Annotated in this window: 19 protein-coding genes; 12 read left to right on the forward strand and 7 right to left on the reverse strand. The window is 66.7% G+C overall.

From position 1 onward, the window contains the following. Positions 1-2 precede the first annotated feature (2 nt). Positions 3-1,691, reverse strand: a complete 1,689-nt coding sequence (locus KYT87_RS23075) for an MFS transporter (RefSeq protein WP_219990921.1) — start codon at positions 1,689-1,691, stop codon at positions 3-5. A gap of 87 nt (positions 1,692-1,778) precedes the next feature. Further along, on the reverse strand, positions 1,779-2,282 hold the full coding sequence (locus KYT87_RS23080) for a peroxiredoxin (protein ID WP_046805231.1): 504 nt from the start codon (positions 2,280-2,282) through the stop codon (positions 1,779-1,781). A 244-nt stretch (positions 2,283-2,526) separates the two neighbouring features. On the opposite strand from KYT87_RS23080, the gene KYT87_RS23085 reads away from it, so the two are divergent. Then, positions 2,527-2,952 carry a hypothetical protein gene (locus KYT87_RS23085; protein ID WP_104145563.1) on the forward strand — a complete coding sequence of 142 codons (426 nt, stop codon included), beginning with the start codon at positions 2,527-2,529 and terminating at the stop codon, positions 2,950-2,952. A gap of 21 nt (positions 2,953-2,973) precedes the next feature. Here the strand turns inward: KYT87_RS23085 and KYT87_RS23090 are convergent, their stop codons facing one another. Both KYT87_RS23090 and KYT87_RS23095 read right to left on the reverse strand, forming a co-directional pair. Next, positions 2,974-3,852: a dienelactone hydrolase family protein gene (locus KYT87_RS23090; RefSeq protein ID WP_219990923.1), complete on the reverse strand. Its 879-nt coding sequence runs from the start codon at positions 3,850-3,852 to the stop codon at positions 2,974-2,976. 65 nt (positions 3,853-3,917) lie between these two features. Further along, the gene (locus KYT87_RS23095) at positions 3,918-7,610 is read right to left on the reverse strand and encodes a DUF748 domain-containing protein (protein ID WP_219990924.1); all 3,693 of its coding nucleotides are present in this window, start codon (positions 7,608-7,610) and stop codon (positions 3,918-3,920) included. A 137-nt stretch (positions 7,611-7,747) separates the two neighbouring features. Between KYT87_RS23095 and moaC the strand changes: the two genes are divergently transcribed. The 5 genes from moaC to glp are packed head-to-tail and all read left to right on the forward strand — an operon-like array spanning position 7,748 to position 10,685. Next, positions 7,748-8,236, forward strand: coding sequence for a cyclic pyranopterin monophosphate synthase MoaC (gene moaC / locus KYT87_RS23100; protein WP_046805227.1), 489 nt, complete (start codon positions 7,748-7,750; stop codon positions 8,234-8,236). Then, the gene (locus KYT87_RS23105; RefSeq protein WP_104145566.1) at positions 8,217-8,468 is read left to right on the forward strand and encodes a MoaD/ThiS family protein; all 252 of its coding nucleotides are present in this window, start codon (positions 8,217-8,219) and stop codon (positions 8,466-8,468) included. The genes moaC and KYT87_RS23105 overlap by 20 nt, the downstream gene beginning before the upstream one ends. Positions 8,469-8,475: 7 nt before the next feature. Continuing rightward, positions 8,476-8,958 (forward strand): molybdenum cofactor biosynthesis protein MoaE, encoded by a 483-nt coding sequence (locus tag KYT87_RS23110; protein ID WP_219990925.1) that lies wholly within the window; start codon positions 8,476-8,478, stop codon positions 8,956-8,958. Beyond that, entirely contained in the window at positions 8,955-9,476 is a 522-nt protein-coding gene (moaB, locus tag KYT87_RS23115; RefSeq protein ID WP_219990926.1) for a molybdenum cofactor biosynthesis protein B, read from the forward strand. The genes KYT87_RS23110 and moaB overlap by 4 nt, the downstream gene beginning before the upstream one ends. 3 nt (positions 9,477-9,479) lie before the next feature. Continuing rightward, entirely contained in the window at positions 9,480-10,685 is a 1,206-nt protein-coding gene (glp, locus tag KYT87_RS23120) for a gephyrin-like molybdotransferase Glp (RefSeq protein ID WP_219990927.1), read from the forward strand. A gap of 18 nt (positions 10,686-10,703) precedes the next feature. On the opposite strand, the gene mobA is transcribed toward glp, so the two are convergent. The 3 genes from mobA to KYT87_RS23135 form a co-directional block, all read right to left on the reverse strand. Further along, the gene (gene mobA / locus KYT87_RS23125; protein ID WP_255594199.1) at positions 10,704-11,267 is read right to left on the reverse strand and encodes a molybdenum cofactor guanylyltransferase MobA; all 564 of its coding nucleotides are present in this window, start codon (positions 11,265-11,267) and stop codon (positions 10,704-10,706) included. Between the two features lie 61 nt (positions 11,268-11,328). Next, positions 11,329-12,444 (reverse strand): GTP 3',8-cyclase MoaA, encoded by a 1,116-nt coding sequence (gene moaA / locus KYT87_RS23130; RefSeq protein ID WP_046805222.1) that lies wholly within the window; start codon positions 12,442-12,444, stop codon positions 11,329-11,331. 42 nt (positions 12,445-12,486) lie between these two features. Continuing rightward, positions 12,487-13,566, reverse strand: coding sequence for a substrate-binding domain-containing protein (locus KYT87_RS23135; RefSeq protein WP_219990928.1), 1,080 nt, complete (start codon positions 13,564-13,566; stop codon positions 12,487-12,489). Between the two features lie 181 nt (positions 13,567-13,747). On the opposite strand from KYT87_RS23135, the gene KYT87_RS23140 reads away from it, so the two are divergent. From KYT87_RS23140 to KYT87_RS23165, 6 genes are all read left to right on the forward strand, one after another. After that, positions 13,748-14,317 (forward strand): formate dehydrogenase subunit gamma, encoded by a 570-nt coding sequence (locus KYT87_RS23140; RefSeq protein ID WP_219990929.1) that lies wholly within the window; start codon positions 13,748-13,750, stop codon positions 14,315-14,317. Further along, positions 14,314-15,918 (forward strand): NADH-quinone oxidoreductase subunit NuoF, encoded by a 1,605-nt coding sequence (locus KYT87_RS23145; RefSeq protein WP_219990930.1) that lies wholly within the window; start codon positions 14,314-14,316, stop codon positions 15,916-15,918. The genes KYT87_RS23140 and KYT87_RS23145 overlap by 4 nt, the downstream gene beginning before the upstream one ends. Positions 15,919-15,933: 15 nt before the next feature. Next, positions 15,934-18,810 (forward strand): formate dehydrogenase subunit alpha, encoded by a 2,877-nt coding sequence (gene fdhF / locus KYT87_RS23150; protein WP_219990931.1) that lies wholly within the window; start codon positions 15,934-15,936, stop codon positions 18,808-18,810. A gap of 28 nt (positions 18,811-18,838) precedes the next feature. Then, positions 18,839-19,669, forward strand: a complete 831-nt coding sequence (gene fdhD, locus KYT87_RS23155; protein WP_104145572.1) for a formate dehydrogenase accessory sulfurtransferase FdhD — start codon at positions 18,839-18,841, stop codon at positions 19,667-19,669. 65 nt (positions 19,670-19,734) lie between these two features. After that, positions 19,735-19,992, forward strand: coding sequence for a formate dehydrogenase subunit delta (locus KYT87_RS23160; protein ID WP_120156762.1), 258 nt, complete (start codon positions 19,735-19,737; stop codon positions 19,990-19,992). A gap of 74 nt (positions 19,993-20,066) precedes the next feature. Then, a complete protein-coding gene (locus KYT87_RS23165) occupies positions 20,067-21,734 on the forward strand; it encodes an OFA family MFS transporter (protein WP_219990932.1) in 1,668 nt (555 codons plus the stop codon). The last annotated feature ends 26 nt before the right edge of the window (positions 21,735-21,760 follow it).

Consider the following 21,760-nt stretch of genomic DNA (forward strand, 5'->3'; position numbering starts at 1 on the left):
CGTCAGGTGCCCGTGCGGCGGCGGCGCTGGGTGTCGGATTCGGTTTCCGAGGGCGAGACATCCTTCTCGCCTGCCCCGGATTCAACATCAGCAGCACGGGCGCCAGTTGGCGCGCCGGTACCGGCTGCCGTGGCATCGGATGCCGCGGGATCGCCCGCCGCGGGATCGCCTGCCGCAGGATCGCCTGCCGCAGGATCGCCTGCCGCAACATCGCCTGCCGCACGATCGCCTGCCGCATCGTCAACTGCCCCAGCATCGCCCGCCGCACGATCGCCTGCCGCATCGTTAACTGCCGCAACATCGCCCGCCGCAGGATCGCCTGCCGCAGCATCGGCTGCCGCAGCGTCCGCCGGCCATTCCTGCTTGAGTGCCGGCTCTTCAACGACCGGGTCCTCGGTGGCGGTGACCGGCGCGGCGGCGGGGTCCGGCTGCACCATTTCCATCGCGATGTCGTTTTCCGGATCCACGCGCGGGTCCAGCACTGCCGCCGCGGGCGAGCTTTGCAGCGTGTCGGGCATCGGCACGAAGTGCGTCGGCGCTTCGTCCACCTGGTGCGCGCCGGTGACGCGCGTGGGGCGCACCTGCCATACCAGGATCAAGGCGCAAGCCGAGATGAAGACGTAGTACATGCTGGGCCCGCCCAGCGACATCATCAGCCCCGCCACCATCGGGCCGATACACGCGCCCACGCCATAGGTCATCAGCAAGACGGCCGACAGGCTGACCCGGCGTTCGGACTCCACGTGGTCGTTGGCGAATGCCGCACCCAGCGGGTACAGCGTGAATTGCAAAATGCCGAACACGCACGACAAGGCCACCAGCGCCCAATACGGCAAGGTCAGCCAGCCCCACATCACGGTGGGCAGCAGCACCAGCAGCAAGGCATTGAAACGGATCAGGCCCGCGCGGTTGATGCGGTCGGACAGCCAGCCCATCGGCCATTGCGACAGCAGCCCCGCCGTGACGGCGGCGGCCACAAAGACGGCGGCCTGCGACGTCGTCAGCCCGTGCTTGGCGCCGTAGACGGCGGCCAGCCCGTAGAACGCGCCCGACAGGTTGCCCGCCACGAACAGCACCGTCATGGACAACGGCACGCGCCGCATGAAGAAGCGGATGTCCAGCGGCGCGGGCAGCGGCGTGGGCGGGTGGGAACGCGCGGTGACGGCAATGGGCACCAGGCACAACACCAGGCACATGGCCACCAGCGTCAGGGGCCGCAGGTCCAGCGTGGCGTAGGCGGTCAGCGCCAACTGCCCCAGCACGGTGCCCAGCCCGGACACCACCATGTAGACCGAGAACACCCGGCCGCGCTGGTGGTTTTCGGTTTGTTCGTTCAGCCAGCTTTCGATGACCATGAATTCGGTCACCATAACCACGCCGGAAATCAGGCGAAAGACCAGCCACAACGGCATGGAATCAACCAGCGTCTGGGCCAGGATCATGCTGGTGGCAATCGCCGCGCACGCGACGAACGCGCGGATATGACCCACGCGAATGATGAGCTTGTGCCCCAATCGGGCTCCGCACACCAGGCCCAGGTAGTAGCCGGCGATCAGGACGCCGATCCACACTTCGCTGACGGACTGCGCGGTCAGGCGAAGGCCCATGTAGGTGTTGAACAGACCCGTGCCGATCAGCATCAGCAAGGTCGCGAAGTACAGGGACGAGAATGAGGAGAGGGTGGCGAGCATGGCGTTGGCAACCGCTGCTGGCATTAGCACGGCGGGCTGCAAAGGCAACCCGCCGCGTTGAGCGGTAAAACTGGAAGCTACGTTAGGTCAGATTTGCGACAGCAGCGTGGCGGCGTCGCTGACTTCGAACTTGCCAGGACCTTCCACGTTCAGCTGCTTGACCACGCCGTCGACGATCAGCGCCGAGTAGCGTTGCGAACGCACGCCCATGCCGCGCGCGATCAGGTCCAGTTCCAGACCCAGTTCCTTGGTCCACAGCGCCGAGCCATCGGCCAGCATGCGGACACGGCCTTCGGTCTTTTGTTCGCGGCCCCAGGCGCCCATGACGAACGCGTCGTTGACGGCCACGCACCAGATTTCGTCCACGCCCTTGGCCTTGAGGGCGTCGGCTTGTTCCACGTAGCCAGGCAGGTGCTTGGCCGAGCAGGTGGGGGTGAACGCGCCCGGCAGGGCGAACAGCGCGATGGTCTTGCCGCGGGTCAGGTCGGAAACCTGGAACGCGTTGGGGCCCAGCGAGCAGCCGGCGGTTTCGGTTTCGATGAATTCGGTCAGGGTGCCTTCCGGCACGCGGTCGCCGACTTTGATCGTCATGGTATCTCCAGGGAAAGTGGGGCAATGCATTGAGGCAGGATCGCCTCACACCCTCCATCATAGTGCGTGCGCGCCCTGCCCGCTGCGCCAGACCGACACGAAAAGAACACGCACAGTCTGAAACGACTCCACACCGGGACCTCATCGCGCGGATACGGCTGCTTGTCATAATGCGCGAGTGTCCCACGCCCGCGCGGCGCCTACATCGCCCTTCGCCCGCCGGGCATCCAGCGGAGATCCACAGATGCACAAGTTTCTGACAGCCCTGGCCTGGGTCCTGGCCACCGCCGCCGCCCCGGCCTGGGCGGCACCGGACGCCAGCGAGCAGGCGCAATACGATTCCTTCGTGGTGGCCGCCGGCGCATCGAACGGCGCGGCGCGCGCGTGCGGCGCCTCGGAGCCCGACCTGGCGCAGCATCAGGCAACGGCCCACAAGAACCTGGCGCGCTACGCCAAGGAATATGGATTTTCAGCCGCGTCCTACGACGCGTTGTTCCAGAAGGGCCTGGCCGAAGGCAAGACGATGATGGACGACATGAAGCGGTCCGGCGTGGACGGTTGCCGGGGCGTGCTGGGCAGTTTTCAGAACGAACGCGCGATCAGCTACGACGATATGAAAAGCGCGCTGGCCGAAGTCAGCGACGGCCTGCCGGGCGAAGAAGCCCAGTAGACCGCCGCGCTAGCCGACGGGCTACAGCCCGTTCTGCTTGAACCAATCCAGCATCCGCGTCCAGGCCTGCTCGGCTTCCGGCTTGCGATACGACGGCCGGTAGTCCGCATGGAACGCGTGCGGTGATTCCGGGTAGACGTCGATGCGCGACGCCTTTGCCGGGGCCGGGCCCTTGGCCAGTTCGATGCGCATCTTGTCCACGTCCGTCAGCGGAATGCCGGCGTCCTTGCCGCCGTAAGCGCCCAGCACGGGCGCTTTCAATTCGCTCACCAGGCTCAGCACCGATTTGGGTTTGAGCTCGCTGGGTTCGCCCGCCAACTGCCCGTAGAACGCCGCGCCCGCGCGCAGCTTGGGGTTGTGGGCCGCGTAGAGCCACACCTGGCGGCCACCCCAGCAAAAGCCCACGATGCCCAGCCGGTCGGGGTTGCCGCCGTTGGCGGCCGCCCACTTCGCGGTGGCATCCAGATCGCCCTGCACCTGGATGTCAGGCACCTTGCCGATGATCTCGGCTTGCAGCTTGGGGATTTCGGTGTACTTGGACGGGTCGCCCTGGCGCGCGAACAGTTCCGGCGCGATCGCCAGATAGCCCAGGTGCGCCAGGCGTCGGCACACGTCCTGGATATATTCGTGCACGCCGAAGATCTCGGACACGACGATGACGGTGGGCAGGTTCTTCTTGCCTTCGGGCGCCGCGCGGTAGGCCGGCATCTTGCCGTCGGCGGTTGGAATATCGATCTTGCCCGCCGTCAGCCCCTTGGCGTCGGTGGCGATGGCGGTCTGCGCCACGGCTTGCCCGGCAGCCAGGGAAAAGCCCGCCGCGACGGTCGTGGCGATGAAGCCCCGCCGATCCAGCCGCAGGGGCGGCAGCAGGCTGTCGAAGTGCGCGTCCTGATCTTTCATCGAGAATCTCCTGACAAAAAAAGCCCGACCCCGGGGCGCCGCGCGCACCGTGGGCCAAGCCGGGTTCACTTCAGGGAGAAGTCCACGCGCGAGGGTTGCCCCTCGTCCTTGATGCCGTCCGCGTCCAGCTGCGGCGCGACGATGAAGACACGGTCCGCGAGTCCTTCCTGGGCTAGCAACTTCTCATATACCGCCTGGGCGCGGGCATCGGCCAATTGGCGTAACTGCTCGTCGCCCACCTTCGCCACGCCGCGCAGCATGGCTTCCATTTGCGCGGCCGGCACCGACTTGGACATGCCGATGAAATTGCGCGGCTTGTCCTTGATGTCGGCGTCGTCGTAGACCTCTTCCAGATACTTCTGGCGTTCGGCGGCCGACACCTTCACGCCGGCCGGGTCGGGCTTCTTGCCGCGCGGCGTCGTGTCGGCGGCCTTGGCGGCGCGAATTTGGGCGTCGACCCAGGCTTGGCGCAGCCCGTCCAGGTCGGTCTTGGGATCGGCGCGGCCGCTGATGTCCATCTTCAGCGCGGGGCGGTCCGTCAACGCCTTGATCAGCGTGTCGATGCGCTGCACCGAGTCTTCGGTCAGCACCGCGCTGCCCGGCGCGAACTCCACATACGACAACTCTTCGCCGCCGCCGAAGGCCGAGGCCAGCAAGCTGAACGGCGACGTCACCGCCTTGACGACCAGGTTCATCATCACGCGCACCACGATGCCGCCCACCGAAAATTCCGGGTCATCCAGCGAGCCGGACACGGGCAGGTTGATGTCGATATTGCCGCGCGAATCCTTCAACAGCGCCACGGCCAGCAGCACCGGCAGCTTGGTGGCGTCGGGGCTGTTGGTCTTGTCGCCGAAGGTCAGCTGGTTCAGCACGACGTGGTTGGACGCCTGCAATGCGCGGTCCTTGATCTTGTATTCCAGGTCCACCGACAGCTTGCCGCGCTTGATCGGGTAGCCCACGTACTTGGCCGAATAGGTGTTGAAGCGCGGCAGGTCCACGCCCTTGGCCGACGCCTTCAGGTCCAGCGTCAGGTATTTGGCGAAAGGCTGCACGATGCCGCTGATGGACAGCGGCGCCGTGGTGTAGACGCGCCCCGTGACCTTGACCTTGGCGGGCTGCGGGTTGGTGGACGACACGGCCGAGATCGCGCCTTCGATGGCCGACAGCTCGGCCACATAGTTGGGTTTGACGAAGCGGTCGGTAAACGTCATGCGGCCACGCGACAGCGTGACGCTGTTGACGGCGATGTCAGGCATGGCCGCGCCGTCGCCGCCTTTGGAGGCTGCCGGGGATGCCGCCTTGGATGCCGCCGACGATGCCGGCGCGGCGGGCGACTGGCGGCCCGGCGTTTGCGTGTCCTGCGTGATAGAGCCGCCCGCCTGGCCCGGCGCCGCCACCAGGTCCATCACGTTCAGCTGGCCCTGGGCATTCAACAGAATGCGGCCGTAGAAGTCTTCCAGCGCGATGTCGCCCAGCTTGGCGCCCACCTTGTCGCCCGCCACGGACACGTCCATGCCGGCAAAGGCCAGCCGCTTCCAGTTCAGGAAGTCGTCGTTGTTGACGCGGTCTTGCAAGTCGACGCCGGTGATCTCGACGCCGCCTTTCCAGTTGACCCGCATGGGCGCGTTGTCGGCGGCGGCGGCATAGGCCACGTCGCCCTTGGCCCCCAGCGTAATGGCGCGCACGGTGGCGTTCAGGCTGCCGGCGGCGTAGGCCGCGAACGGCGCGACGTTCAGGTCGGACAGGTCGACGGACGACGCGAAGGTCAGCGGCTGCGGCGTGAACGTGCCCGCCAGGTTCAGCTTGCCGTTGCCCTGGATGCCCGCCGCCGCCAGCGTGAAGCGGCTTTGGCCCGGGCCCATGGCAAGGCGGTCGGCCGTGACGTGCAGCGATTGCAGCGCAATGTCCAGCGGAGGTTTTTGCGCTTCGTCGCGTGCCTTGAACTGGGTCAGGTCGGCCTGGACAGCGGTGGCCGAGGCGTCGATGGCGCCGCCTTTTTCGCGCACGTGGATCTGCGCGTTGGCGGCCAGCCGGCCGTCTTGCAGCAGGATGGGGGCCACGCTGCGCACGGCCGGCGCCAACGGAGCCAGGGCAATGTTGCCCAAGCGCACGCCCAGCTCCAGCGACAGCGGCGACAACTCCAGCGGGCCTTTCGCGCGTATCCAGCCGCCGTCGGTGCTGTTGTCCACCGTCAGCCACAAGTCGATGGGCTGGTTCTTGACCTCGGGCACCACCACGCCTTCCACGGTGGCGCCGATCCCGGTCATGACGTAATCCAGCTTGCTGACCGCATCGGTCAGGTAGAGCTCGCCTTCATGCAGGTTGAAGGCGTCCAGCGTCACCTTCCATTCGGACGGGGCGGGCGCGGCGGGCGGCGTCGCGGGCGGAGCCGTTGGGGCGGGTGCGGGATCGGTCGTGGGTGCGGTGCCGGTGGCGGGCGCGGTGCTGGTGGCCGGTGCCGTGCCGGTGGCGGGCGCGGTGCTGGTGGCCGGTGCCGTGCCGGTGGCGGGCGCGGTGCCGGTGGCCGGTGCCGGGTCGGTCCCAGGTGCCGTGCCGGTGCCAGTGGCAGGCGCAGCACCGGTGCCGGCGCCGGGCGCGGCGCCCTCCTGCGCCTTCGGCGCGACCTTCAGCCCCAGGTCGCGCTTGAGCTTGTCCGCCACGGGGGTGTCGGTCGCGGCCACGCCGCCCAGCGCCTTCAGCTTGACCACCACGTCCTGCCAGTTCAGGTGTTCATTGGCGTAGCGCCGCACATGCACCTGCGGCGCCCACAGGCCCACTTCGCCTACATACACCTGGCGCGCGATGGGTTCCAGTTCCAGACGCGTGACGGTCAACGCGCTCCAGGCGGCCAGCGTGTCGCCGTCGGTATCGCGCAGATCGAAGCGGCGCAGCGCCAGATCGCCCACCACACGTATCTTGGGCGGCGCGTCCTTGGGCTGTTCAAACACCACTTGCAGGTTCGAATCCAGCAGCGCGCTGTCCAGCTTGAACGGCAGCGGCATGGGCCACACGTCGGCCCACTTTTCCAGTTGCAGGCCATTGAACGCAACGCGCAAGGTGGACGACGGCACCTTGTCGAACGGCCGCGCCACGCCCGTAAGGTCAAACGGGCTGCCGTTGATGCGCAGGTGCACGCGCGGCTGCACGTCGATATCCGTGGCATAGCCGAAGGTGGAAATGAACGGCACGCCCAGGCCCAGTTCGTCCACCACCTGTTTGCGCCCGGTGACCTTGTCGTCCAGCGTGATGGCGCCGCCCTCGATCACCATGTTGTTCAGCGAAAACCGGGGCAGGCCGGTATCGGGCTTGGGCGGTTCTTCGGGCTGGGCGGCGGTTAATTGCGCGACGCGTTGCTGTATGTCAGAGAAATTGAATCGCGTGACGTCTTCGCGCACGATGGCGATGGTAGGCTGGCGCAGCGTCAGCCGATCCACGACGGGCGCGAACCAGAACAAGGAGCTCCACGCGGCGCTGACATCCATTTCAGCCAGCGCCAGAAGCGGCGTCTGCGAACCCGGTTGCGCCACGGCAAGGTCGCGTGCGCGGATGGTCAACGTGAACGGATTGAAGGTGATCTTGCCGACCGAAACGTCGCGCCCGATCATCTTGGCCACGTCGTCCGTCAGCACGTTGTGCAGCACCTTCGGGACTTGCCAGGCGGCAATTGCGCAAAGGATCAGCACAACCGCCACTATGCCCAACAAGATTTTGCCGGCGCGCCGGGTGAACCGAAGCTTGGGGCGCCGCAAGGGCATCGCGAGTCTCCTGAGACGAGTTGATGGCGATTATCGCGCCCCGATTAGGGCTCGTCTATCATAGGCGGAACAGCGGCCTGTCCGGCCTGCCGGGACCGCCCTTTTCAAACATTAACAATTCTCGATCCCGATTCCCAATGTCATCTGCCACCCCCACCCTGAGCCACCTGGACGAAGCCGGCCAGGTCCGCATGGTCGACGTCATCGCCAAGACAGACACCGAACGCGTGGCCATTGCCGTGGCCAGCGTGCGCATGAATGCCGTGGCCTATGGCCTGTTGACGCAGCCGGGCAAGGGCAAGGGCGAAGTGCTCAACACTGCCCGCGTGGCCGCCGTGCTGGCCGCCAAGCGCTGCGCGGAACTGATCCCGCTTTGCCACAGCCTGCCGCTGGCGTTCGTGGGCGTGGACTTCTCGCTGGACGACGCCGCGCACCGCATCGACATCCAGGCCACCTGCCGCACCAGCTACAAGACCGGCGTGGAAATGGAAGCCATGATGGCGTGCAGCGTGGCCGCGCTGACCATCTACGACATGTGCAAGGCCGCCGACAAGGGCATCGTGGTTGAACAAGTTCGCCTTAAGTACAAGGCCGGAGGAAAAAGCGGTGAATGGCGCAACGATTAATCTTCTGTACTTCGCCCGCGTGGCGGAATTGGTCGGCAAGCGCGGTGAAGACTGGCCGCTGGACAGCGAGTCCACCGGCGCGCAATTGCTGGCCGCGCTGGGGGAACGCTACCCGCAGCTGGCGCCCGCTGCGCGCCTGAAACTGGCCATCAACCAAACCCATTCCAAACCCACGGCAACGATCCGGCCCGGCGACGAAGTGGCTGTGTTCGAACCCGTCACCGGAGGCTGAGAACGCCATGATCAGCGTCCAGGAAGCCGATTTCGACGCCGCCGCGCTGACGGCGGCGCTACGCGATAACGCCGGGTCCGGCGTGGGCGGCATTGTCACCTTCGTGGGCTATGTGCGCGACTACGCGCCCGACTCGCCCACCGACACGCTCTACCTGGAACACTACCCCGGCATGTGCGAGCGCGAGCTTGAAGTCATTGCCGACACCGCGCGCCAGCGCTGGAAGCTGGACGGCACCGTCATCGTGCACCGCGTGGGCGCGCTGTCGCGCAATGCGCAGATCGTGTTCGTGGCGGCGGCCAGCGCCCACCGGGGCGATGCCTTTCGCGGCTGCGAATACATCATCGACGCGCTCAAGACGCGCGCGCCATTCTGGAAGCGCGAGACGCTGGCCAGCGGCAACAGCTTCTGGGTAGAACAACGCCAGGCCGACCAGGACCGCACCGACGCCTGGGATGAAGACACCGCCCCACCGAAGGAAAGCAAATGAGCGAAGAAACTCCCGTCTCGCTGGCCTGCGCCGTGCTGACGGTCAGCGACACCCGCAGCGCGGGCGACGACACCTCCGGCAATCTGCTTGCCCACAACCTGGCGCATGCGGGCCACCAGTGCGTGCGCCGCGACATCGTGCGCGACGACATCTACCAGATCCGCCGCGTCATCAGCGACTGGATTGCCGACCCCGAAGTGCAGGTCATCCTGACCTCCGGCGGCACGGGCTTTTCGCATCGCGATCACACGCCGGCTGCCATCCTGCCGCTGCTGGACCGCGAGATTCCCGGCTTTGGCGAACTGTTCCGGCAACTCTCGTACACCGAGATCGGCAGTTCAACGATCCAGTCGCGCGCGTTCGCGGGGTCGGCCAACCAGACGCTGATCTTCTGCTTGCCCGGCTCAAACAACGCCTGCGAAACGGCCTGGGCGCAGATATTGCGTGAGCAGTTCGACAGCGCCCACCGCCCGTGCAATTTCGCCTCGCACTTCAAGCCTCAGAAAGAAGACCACTGACCCATGCTGGATTTTGATCACGCCCAGACCCTGCTGGCCAATGCGGCCGGGCCGCTGCAACGCCGCGAAGACATCGCCTTGACCGAGGCCGCCGGCCGCGTGCTGGCCACCGACCTGCAAGCCACGGTGGACATCCCCCCCGCCGACAACAGCGCCATGGACGGCTACGCCTTGCGCGTGGCCGATTGGCAAGCCGGCGCGCGCCTGCCGATCCAGCAACGCTGCTATGCCGGCGATGTGCCCGAACCGCTCAAGCCCGGCCACGCCATCCGCCTGTTCACCGGCAGCCTGATTCCCGACGGCGCCGATACCGTCGTCATGCAGGAAGACACGGTGGAAGCCGACAACCACGTGGAAATCTCGCGTGAGCCCGCGCCCGGCCAGCACATCCGCCGCCGGGGTGAAGACACGATGGCTGGCGCACCCTTGCTTGCGGCCGGCGCCATGCTGCAAGCCGCGCACGTGGCCTTGCTGGCCTCGCAAGGGCTTGCCACCGTGCCGGTGGTCGGCCAGCTGCGCGTGGGCATCCTGACCACGGGCGATGAACTCGTTCCGCCCGGCTCGCCCCGCGCCCCCGAACAGATCTACAACTCCAACGGCCCGATGCTGGCCGCGTTGGCGCGCGGCCTGGGCGCCGTGCCCGTGGACGTGCTGCACGCGCGCGACACCGAAGAAGACCTGCTGGCCGCGTTCAAGACGCTGCTGGCCGACTGCGATCTGGTGTTGAGCGTGGGCGGCGTGTCGGTGGGCGAGCGCGATCTGGTCAAGCCCGCGCTGGCCACCTTGGGCGGCGAGTTGTCGCTATGGAAAGTGCGCATGAAACCGGGCAAGCCGGTGGCCTTGGCACAGATCAACGGCAAGCCCGTCGTCAGCCTGCCGGGCAACCCCGTGTCGGCCTACGCCGTGTTCGCCATGCTGGTGTCGCCGCTGGTGCGCCGCATGCAAGGCCGCGAAGAGATCTTCCCGCCCGTCAGCCTGCTGCCGCTGCGCACCGAGAATCCGCGCAAGGACGGACGCGAGGAATTCCTGCGGGTGCAGCGCCGTGTCGCCACCGAAGGCACCGCCGAATTGGTGCCCTACGGCCATCAAGGCTCGGGCGTGATCAGTTCGATGCCGTGGGCCACGGGCCTGGCGCGCCTGCCCGCCGACGTGCTGGTCAACGATGGCGACCGCGTGCCGTATTACGACTTGCGGCACTGGCTGGCGTAGCGCCGGGCGTTGGCCGGATCAGCGGCCCTGGCTGGCGTAGCGCTGGGCCTCGGCCAATTCTTCGGGCGTATTCACGTTCATGAAGGCATGCGGCGCGTCGTCAAAGCGCGCCGCCACGGCGCCTACGCGCGCCTGCCATAGACCGACTTTTCGATCGCCGGCGTGCAGGTAGGCGCGCAAGCCCGGCAGTAGCGATGGGCGCAGCGCCATGCAGGCCGAATGGCGCTGTTCGCCTGCCATTGCATAGGCCATGGGCGCCTGCGCGGATTGCGCGGCGTCGACCAGGCGCGCGGCCAGATCGGCGGGAAGAAACGGTGTGTCGCACGGCGCCACCACCACCCACTCCACATCCGCCACTGCGGCCACAGCGGCCAACCCCGCCGCGATACCCAGCAGCGGACCCTGGTATTTTTCCAAGCCCGGTTCGTTATCCGCCACCACCGTGCCGTAGCGCGCATAGCGGTCGGCATGGCGGTTGGCGCTGATGATCAGCCGCGCCACTTGCGGCGCCAGCCGGCGCGCGACATGCGCCACCATGGGCTCACCGTTCAACAGCACCAGCCCCTTGTCCTGATGGGCCATGCGCGAGCCCTGCCCGCCCGCCAGGATCAAGCCGGCGATGCGAGGGGCCAGCAACGACGCGTCACCCACCGATGTAGCTCATTTCGACTTTGCGGCCCGGGTCCGGCGTGGGGTCCGCCATGTTGCGGCCGCGCAGTTCGGAATAATTGTCGGCGCGCCCGCCCCAGATGCCGGCCAGCATCGCGGCCAGTTCGGCGTCGGTGGCGCCATCGCGCAGCGGCGCGCGCAGGTCAAAGCCTTCGTGTGCGAACAGGCACAGAAACAGCTTGCCTTCCGGCGACAGGCGCGCGCGCGTACAGCCGCCGCAGAATGCGTGGGTGACGCTGGAAATGACGCCGATTTCGCCACCGCCGTCCAGATAGCGCCAGCGCTCGGCCACGCGCCCCATGTCGGCGGACTGCACCGGTTCCAGCGGGTAGGCCGCGCCGATGCGGTCCAGCACTTCCTGGCTGGGCACCACTTCAGACAGGTTCCAGCCGTTGGTGTTGCCCACGTCCATGTACTCGATAAAGCGCAGGATGTGCCCGCTGTGCCGGAAGCGTTCGGCCATGGGCAGGATCTGGCCGTCGTTCAGGCCGCGCCGCACCACCATGTTGACCTTGACCGGCGCCAAGCCCGCGTCCGCGGCGGCGTCAATGCCGCGCAGCACGTCGTCGGGCGTGAAGCCGCTGTCGCTCATATCCTGGAACATCGACGCGTCCAGCGCGTCCAGGCTGACGGTGACGCGGGTCAGCCCGGCGGCTTTCAGCGCGGCCGCCTTGCGCGCCAGCACGCTGCCGTTGGTGGTCAGCGTCAGGTCCAGCGGCTGGCCCGCCGGCGTGCGCAGCGCCGCCAATTGGCCGACCAGGTTTTCGATATGTTTGCGCAGCAGCGGTTCGCCGCCGGTCAGGCGGATCTTTTCCACGCCCAGTTGCGTGAAGATGCCGGCCAGGCGGCTGATTTCTTCAAACGACAACAGCGCCGAATGCGGCATGAAGGTATAGCTGGCGTCGAACACTTCGCGCGGCATGCAGTAGGTGCAGCGGAAGTTGCAGCGGTCCGTCACGGAAATGCGCAGGTCGCGCAGCGGACGCGCGCGCCGGTCCAGCGCGGGCTGGCCGTCGGCCGGAAGTTCGCCGGGCGCGGGCCAGGCCGAACGGTCGGACCGGCGGTCGGCAAGGAAAATCACTTTGCTCATGGGGCGATCATATATCGGCAAGCGGCGTCCCGGGCGGCGGCCCTAGGCGAAGGCATCTTCCAGGGTTTGCAGGCGGCCGGTGTCCTTGGCGTCGTAACCCACCAGCTGCCCCACGTAGCCGACATAGTCGGCGCTGCGCATGATGGACAGCAGGTCTTGCATGGCGGGCGTTTCCAGTGCCGACTTGCGGATGGCAAAGAAGTAGCGTTCGCGCACCAGCGGGATGAAATCCAGCCCGAAACGGCAGGCGGCGGTTTCCACGCCCACGCCGGTGTCCGCCATGCCGCTGGCGATATGCGCGGCAATGGCCATATGGGTGAATTCGTTGGTCTCGTAGCCTTGGACTTCGCCAATCGACACGCCTGCGCGCTGAAGCATCAAGCTGACCAGGTAACGCGTGCTGGACCCGATCTGGCGGTTGACGAAGCGCACATCCGGGCGCGCCAGGTCGGCCATGCCGCGTATCTGCTTGGGGTTGCCCGCCGTGACGAACAAGCCGGTGTTGCGCACGGCCAGATGGATCAGCAGGTATTCATCGGCGTGCAGCCACTGCGCGTAGCGTTCCATGATGGGCGCTTCAAAGTCGCCCAGCGGCACCTGGAAACCGGCCAGATCGCATTCGTGGCGCTCTAGCGAAGCCAGCGCCTCGATGGCGGTGCGATAGCGCAGTTCCAGCCCGGGCTTTCTGCCGCCCATGTGCTGCATCAGCGATTCCACCGCGAAGCCGTGGCTGGCGTGCAGCCGCAGATGCGGGCCGCTTTCGGGCAGCAGCTTTTCCAGTTCTTCCTGCAATTCCGACGCCATGCTGTCCAGCGTGGGCATCAGCCGCGCTTCGATGCGCCGGTTGGCCCACAGCAGGCGCTGCGCGAACGGCGCCAACTGCGTGCCCTGGCGCCGGTTCGTCACCAGCAGCTGCGTGCCAAATAGCGTTTCAAAGCGCCGCAGCACGCCCCAGGCATGGCGGTAAGACAGCCCGCATGCGCGGCACGCGCCGGTGATGTTGCCCGTGGCGTCGATGGCGGCCAACAGCGCCAGCATGTCCTGCAAGGGCAAAGGAGCCGTGTCCTCGCCCCCGCCCAAGGTCCATTGCGGCCGCAGCCCGATTCGGAACTTATATGTCATTTTTATATGTCATTTATTTCTTATTGAAGGCGTTCAAGTACGTGGTTAGAGTACACAAATAACGCGGCGGACTGGTTTTTATTATGTTTTTAAAAGCCTATTAATTGCCTGGGAATACCCGAACATTCGACCGCCACAACAGACCCCGTCAAGGGGCCCAGCAACACTGGAGGAGACCACCGTGCATCAGCGCGAGGCAACATCCGACTTGGCGTCCAGCGGCGGCGCCCGGGGCGGCCAATTGGCTCTGGACGCCGCCCAGGCGTCCACCACCCCCGCCATTGCCACCACCGCCCGCATCGTTGCGCGGCTGAAAGACCTGCCCGGCCCCTTGATGCCGGTGCTGCATCAGGTGCAGCATGAACTGGGCTGTATCCCGGCCGAAGCGGTGCAAACCATCGCCGAGGCCCTGAACCTGTCCCGCGCCGAAGTCCACGGCGTCATCACGTTCTACCCGCACTTTCGCAGCCAGCCGGCCGCGCGCCACACGCTGGAAGTGTGCCGCGCCGAGTCCTGTCAGGCGATGGGCGGCGAACAGCTGGCCGCCCATGCCCGCGCGCATCTGGGCTGCGATTTTCATGCCCACACCGCCGACGGCAATTTCACGCTGGAACCCGTTTACTGCCTTGGGCTATGCGCGCAGTCGCCCGCCATCATGATCGATGGCCGGCCGCATGCCCGCGTCACGCCCGAGAAGCTGGACCGCTTGTTGGCGCGCACGTTGGCCCAACCGCAGGAGACCACCCCATGAGCGCCCCCGTCGTCATCTACGTGCCGCGCGACGCGGCCGCGCTGGCCATGGACGCGGACGCCGTGGCGCGCGAGGTCGAACGCATCGCCGATGCGCGCGGCCTGGCCGTGCAGGTCGTGCGCAATGGGTCGCGTGGCTTGTTGTGGCTGGAACCGCTGGTGGAAGTGGCCACGCCCAACGGCCGCGTCGCCTACGGCCCCGTGGCGGTCGAGGACGTGGCCGGCTTGTTCGATGCCGGCTGGCTGACGCACCACGACAACGCCGCGGGCGCCGCGCCGGAACACCCGCTGTGCCTGGGCCTGACCGAAGACATCCCCTACCTGAAACAGCAAGAACGCCTGACCTTCGCCCGCGTCGGGGTGATTGACCCCCTGTCCTTGCAGGACTACGCCGCGCACGGCGGCCTGGCGGGCCTGAAGCGGGCGCTGGCAATGGACCCGGCCGCCATCATCGACGAGATGGTCACCTCCGGCCTGCGCGGACGCGGCGGCGCGGCGTTTCCCACCGGCATCAAATGGAAAACGGTGGCGGGCACGCCCGGCGACCAGAAGTACATCGTGTGCAACGCCGACGAAGGCGACTCGGGCACCTTCGCCGACCGCCTGCTGATGGAGGGCGACCCCTATGTGCTGATCGAAGGCATGACGATTGCCGGGCTGGCCGTGGGCGCCACCTACGGCTACATCTACGTGCGCTCGGAATACCCGCACGCCATCGAGACCCTGCAAGCCGCTATCGCCCGCGCGCGCAGCGTCGGCTGGCTGGGCGCCGACGTGCACGGCAGCGGACGCCGCTTCGACCTGGAAGTGCGCAAGGGCGCGGGCGCCTACATCTGCGGCGAAGAAACCTCGCTGCTGGAAAGCCTGGAAGGCAAGCGCGGCGTGGTGCGCGCCAAGCCGCCGCTGCCCGCGATCTCGGGCCTGTTCGGCAAGCCCACCGTCATCAACAACGTGATATCGCTGGCCACCGTGCCCATCATCCTGGCCAAGGGCGCCGCCTACTACCGCGATTACGGCGTGGGCCGCTCGCATGGCACCTTGCCGTTCCAACTGGCCGGCAACGTCAAGCAAGGCGGCCTGGTGGAAAAGGCGTTCGGCCTGAGCCTGCGTGACCTGCTCTACACCTTCGGCGGCGGCAGCGCCAGCGGCCGACCGTTGCGCGCCGTGCAAGTGGGCGGCCCGCTAGGCGCCTATCTGCCCGAATCGCAATGGGACGTGCCGCTGGATTACGAAGCCTACATACAGATCTCGGCCATGATCGGCCACGGCGGACTCGTCGCGTTTGACGACACCGTGGACATGGCGCGCATGGCGCGCTACGCCATGGAGTTCTGCGCGATTGAATCCTGCGGCAAGTGCACGCCGTGCCGCATCGGTTCCACACGCGGCGTTGAAACCATCGACAAGATCGCGGCCGGCGGCGTCAGCCCCGCGCAGCGCGAACAACAGGTGCACCTGCTGCGTGACTTGTGCGACACGATGATGGGCGGTTCGCTGTGCGCGCTGGGGGGCATGGCGCCCTACCCCGTGCTGTCCGCGCTGAACCATTTTCCGCAGGACTTCGGCATCGAGTCCTCGCAGTCTGCCGCGCACGCGGCCTGAACCCGAGAGACGATCATGCTAGAAACCGTCATCAAGCGCGACCGCGACCTGGGCACCCCGGCGCGCGAGTCCGCCAACACCATAACCCTGACCATCGACGGCCAGGAAATCTGCGTGCCCGAGGGTACGTCGGTGATGCGCGCGGCCGCCGAGGCCGGCATCAACATCCCCAAGCTGTGCGCGACCGACAGCCTTGAACCCTTTGGGTCGTGCCGCCTTTGCCTGGTGCAGATCGAGGGCCGGCGCGGCTATCCCGCGTCTTGCACCACGCCGGCGGAAAACGGCATGGTGGTGGTCACCGAAACCCCCAAGCTGCGCGAACTGCGGCGCGGCGTGATGGAGCTGTACATCTCGGACCACCCGCTGGACTGCCTGACCTGCCCCGCCAACGGCGACTGCGAATTGCAGGACATGGCCGGCGTGGTGGGCCTGCGCAACGTGCGCTACGGCTATGACGGCGCCAACCACCTGGACGCGAAGGTCGACGATTCGAATCCCTACTTCAGCTACGACGCGTCCAAGTGCATCGTCTGCAACCGCTGCGTGCGCGCCTGCGAAGAAACGCAAGGCACGTTTGCGTTGACGATCTCGGGCAAGGGGTTTGAATCGCGCGTGTCGCCCGGACAGGACCAGCCGTTCCTGGATAGCGAATGCGTGTCCTGCGGCGCCTGCGTGCAGGCCTGTCCGACCTCTACGTTGCAGGAAAAGACCGTCATCATGATGGGTCAGGCCGAACACTCGGTCATCACCACCTGCGCGTACTGCGGCGTGGGCTGCGGTTTCAAGGCCGAGATGAAGGGGCAGGAAGTGGTGCGCATGGTGCCCTGGAAAGACGGGCAGGCCAACCGCGGCCACTCGTGCGTGAAGGGCCGCTTTGCATGGGGCTACGCCACGCACAAGGAACGCGTGCTCAAGCCCATGATCCGCAAGCACATCACCGATTCCTGGAAGGAAGTGTCCTGGGACGAGGCCATCAACTACGCGGCGTCGGAATTTCGCCGCATCCAAAGCCAGTACGGCCGCGACGCGGTCGGCGGCATCACGTCGTCGCGCTGCACCAACGAAGAAACCTGGCTGGTGCAAAAGCTGGTGCGCGCGGCCTTCGGCACCAACAACGTGGACACCTGCGCGCGCGTCTGCCATTCGCCCACCGGCTACGGCCTGAAGCAGACCCTGGGTGAATCGGCCGGCACACAGACCTTTGATTCGGTCATGCACACCGACGTGGTCATCGTGATGGGCGCCAACCCCAGCAGCGGGCACCCGGTGTTTGCCTCGCGCTTGAAGCGCCGCCTGCGCCAGGGCGCGCGCCTGATCGTGATTGATCCGCGCCGCATCGAACTGGTCAGCTCGCCGCACATCAAGGCCGACTATCACTTGCAGGTACGGCCGGGCACCAACACGGCGCTGCTGTCGTCGCTGGCCCACGTGATCGCCACCGAAGGGCTGATCGACGAGGCCTTCGTGGCCGAACGCTGCGAAGCCAAGGCCTTTAACGAATGGCGCGACTTTGTATCGTTGCCCGAGAACTCGCCCGAGGCCATGGCCGAAATCACCGGCGTGCCGGCGCAAGCCGTGCGCGGCGCGGCGCGGCTGTTCGCCACCGGCGGCAACGGGTCCATCTACTACGGCCTGGGCGTGACCGAACACAGCCAAGGGTCCACCACCGTGATGGCCATTGCCAACCTGGCCATGGCCACCGGCAACATCGGCCGCGAGGGCGTGGGCGTGAACCCCTTGCGCGGCCAGAACAACGTGCAAGGCTCGTGCGACATGGGCTCGTTCCCGCACGAGTTGCCCGGCTATCGCCACATTTCCGACAACACCGTGCGCGCGCAATTCGAACGCGACTGGGGCGTGACGCTGCAACCGGAACCCGGCCTGCGCATTCCCAACATGTTCGACGCGGCATTGGGCGGCTCGTTCAAGGGCCTGTACTGCCAGGGCGAAGACATCGTGCAGTCCGACCCCAACACGCAGCACGTGGCGGCCTCACTGGCGGCCATGGAGTGCATCGTGGTGCAGGACCTGTTCCTGAACGAGACCGCCAAGTACGCGCACGTGTTCCTGCCGGGCTCGTCGTTCCTGGAAAAAGACGGCACCTTCACCAACGCCGAACGCCGCATCTCGCGCGTGCGCAAGGTGATGGAACCCAAGAACGGCAAGTCGGATTGGGAAGTGACGGTGGCCTTGTCCAACGCGTTGGGCTACCCCATGAACTACACGCACCCGCGCGAAATCATGGAGGAAATCGCGCGGTTGACGCCCACGTTCGCGGGCGTCAGCTACGACAAGCTGGACAAGCTGGGCAGCCTGCAATGGCCGTGCAATGACGATGCGCCGGACGGCACGCCCATCATGCACATCGACACGTTCGTGCGCGGCAAGGGCAAGTTCATGATCACCAAGTACGTGCCCACCGACGAACGCAGCACGCGCCGTTTCCCGCTGCTCTTGACCACGGGCCGCATCCTGTCGCAATACAACGTGGGCGCGCAGACACGGCGTACGCCCAACGTGATGTGGCATGGCGAGGACGTGCTGGAATTGCATCCGCAAGACGCCGAGGATCGGGGCGTGGCCGAAGGCGATTGGGTCGGCATCCAGAGCCGCGCCGGCGAAACGGTGCTGCGCGCCACGCTGACCGACCGGGTGCAGCCGGGCGTGGTATACACCACGTTCCACTTTCCCGAGTCAGGCGCCAACGTCGTCACGACGGACAGCTCGGACTGGGCGACCAACTGCCCCGAATACAAGGTCACGGCCGTGCAGGTGACGCGCGTGTCCCAGCCTTCGGAATGGCAACGCCAATGGTCGCGCTTTGCCGACATCCAGCAAAAGCTGCTGCGCGAGCGATCGCGCGAGAACGAAGCGGCGCTGACCGGGAAATGACCGCCTGCCAGCTACTGCCCCGGATGCCATGACTTCCCAGACAACGCCCCCGCCGCCCCGCCCCGACTGCACGCCGACCCAGGTCACGCGCGTGCGGGGCGGGGCCATCGCCCCCGCCGCCGAATCGGATTTCGTTGCCGAGGAAACGCCGGTGGCGCTGGAATTCAACGGCATCAGCCACGCCACCATGCTGGCCACGCCGGCCGACCTGGAAGACTTTGCCGTGGGCTTTTCGCTGTCGGAAGGCATCATCGACAGCGTCAGCGATGTGCGCGGCATTGATGTGCTGCCGCAATGCGATGGCATCGTGGTGCAGGTGGAAATTTCCAGCGCTTGCGAAGTGCGGTTGAAAACGCGGCGGCGCGCCATGGCCGGACGCACCGGCTGCGGCCTGTGCGGCGTGGAAACGCTGCCGGAAGTGCTGCGGCCGGTGGCGCCCGTGACGAACGGGTCGGCCGTGCGCATCCGCGCGGTGCTGGCCGCCATGCGCGACATGCGCGCGCGCCAGGCGCTGCACGACATCACGGGCGCCACGCACGCGGCCGGCTGGGCGGGCGGCGACGGCGCCGTGGCGCTGCTGCGCGAAGACGTGGGCCGCCACAACGCGCTGGACAAGCTGATCGGTGCGTTGGCACGACAGGCGATGCACGGCGGTAACGGCATCGTGCTGGTGTCCAGCCGCGCCAGTTTTGAAATGGTGCAGAAGACGGCGGCGGCCGGGGTGGCCGTGCTGGCCGCGGTGTCCGCCCCCACGGCGCTGGCCATCCGTCTGGCGCAAGACGCCAACGTCAGCCTGGTGGGCTTCTTACGCGGCGACGACGCCACGCTGTATTCGCACCCCGAACGATTCATCGCCTGAAGCGCGGGTTAAAGCGCACCTTGAATCGCATCCTGAATCGCACTTGAACCGGACCCTGACTCGCAATGGAAATCGGCAACCTGATCCGCATGGCCAACCGCATCGGCCAGTTCTTTGACGCCATGCCGGACCGCCACGAGGCGCTGGAAGGCGTGGCCAACCATATCCACAAGTTCTGGGAACCGCGCATGCGTAACGAGCTGCTGGGCTTCCTGGCGGCCACCCCAAACGGCGATGCCGGCGACGAACAATTGCATCCGCTGGTGCTGGACGCGGTCACGCAGAACCGCCAGCGCCTGACGCCCGCGCCCCGCGTGAACTAGCCGGGCGCCACCGCTTTACCCGCAGTCAAAACAAAACATAGCGGCGATAAAGCCGCACCCATCGAGGAGACTACATGGAAAGCACCGCCACCTTGGACCTGCCCGGCGCTAAGCCGGGCTTTTTTGATAAAGAACGCACCATCGCCGGGCCGGGTTTCTCGCGCTGGCTGGTGCCGCCGGCCGCCCTGGCCATCCACCTGTGCATCGGCATGGCCTACGGCTTTTCGGTGTTCTGGCTGCCGCTGTCCAAAGTGGTGGGCGGCGCCAAGCCGCTGGCCTGCCCGGCCGACATGAGCCTGGTGGCCGAGTTGTTCACCACCAGCTGCGACTGGAAAATTTCAACCATGGGGTGGATGTACACCCTGTTCTTCGTGTTGCTGGGGTGCTCGGCGGCGCTGTGGGGCGGCTGGCTGGAACGCGCCGGCCCGCGCAAGGCGGGCGTGGTGTCGGCTGTGTGCTGGTGCGGCGGCCTGGTCATTTCCGCCATCGGCGTGTACCTGCATCAGATGTGGATGCTGTGGTTGGGCTCGGGGGTCATCGGCGGCATCGGGCTGGGGCTGGGGTATATCTCGCCCGTCAGCACGCTGATCAAATGGTTTCCCGACCGGCGCGGCATGGCCACCGGCATGGCCATCATGGGCTTTGGCGGCGGCGCGATGATCGGCGCCCCGCTGGCCGACTTGCTGATGCGCCACTTCGCCACGGCGACCTCGCCGGGCGTGTGGCAAACGTTTCTGACCATGGCCGTGGTGTATTTCGTGTTCATGATGTCGGGTGCGTTGGGTTACCGCGTGCCGCCCACGGGCTGGAAGCCGCAAGGGTGGACCGCCCCGGCCAAGCATGCCAACAACGCCATGATCACCAAGGGCCACGTGCACGTGAAGCGCGTCTGGGGCGTGCCGCAGTTCTGGCTGGTGTGGCTGGTGCTGTGCCTGAACGTCACGGCCGGCATCGGCATTCTGGGCATGGCGTCGCCGCTGTTGCAAGAGGTGTTCGGCGGCGGGCTGATCAACAAACCGGAACTGGGGTTTGGCCAGCTGGACAAGGATCAACTGGCCGCCATCGCCGCCATTGCGGCCGGTTTCACGGGCCTGCTCAGCCTGTTCAACATCGGCGGCCGCTTCTTCTGGGCCAGCCTGTCGGACAAGCTGGGCCGCAAGATGACGTATCTGATCTTCTTCGTGCTGGGCTTCGTGTTGTACGCCGCCATTCCCTGGACGGCCCACATCGGCGCGCTGGCGCTGTTCGTGGCCGCGTTCTGCGTGATTCTGTCCATGTACGGCGGCGGCTTCGCCACCGTACCCGCGTATCTGGCGGACCTGTTCGGCACGCAGATGGTGGGCGCCATTCACGGTCGCCTGCTGACGGCGTGGTCGGCGGCCGGTATCTTCGGCCCGGTGCTGGTGAACTATATCCGCGAATACCAGCTGTCGATCGGCGTGCCGCGCGCGCAGGTGTACGACATCACGATGTACATCCTGGCGGGCATGCTGGTGCTGGGCTTCCTGTGCAATCTGGCGATACGCCCGGTCAATCCGAAGTACTTCATGTCGGATGACGAGCTGGCGCATGAAAAAGCGCTGGCGCACGAGCGCGCGGCCGCCGCCGAAACGCACGGCGTGGGCGCGTCCACGTTCCGCACACCCGCCGTGCTGGTGCTGTTTGCCTGGGCCTGCGTGGGCATCCCGCTGGCCTGGGGCATCTGGATCACGCTGCAAAAGGCGGTGGTCCTTTTCCACTGATGCGTGTCGCGCGCGGCGGCCGGCGT

The organism is Achromobacter sp. ES-001, assembly GCF_019448355.1.
GTDB lineage: Bacteria > Pseudomonadota > Gammaproteobacteria > Burkholderiales > Burkholderiaceae_B > Achromobacter > Achromobacter spanius_B.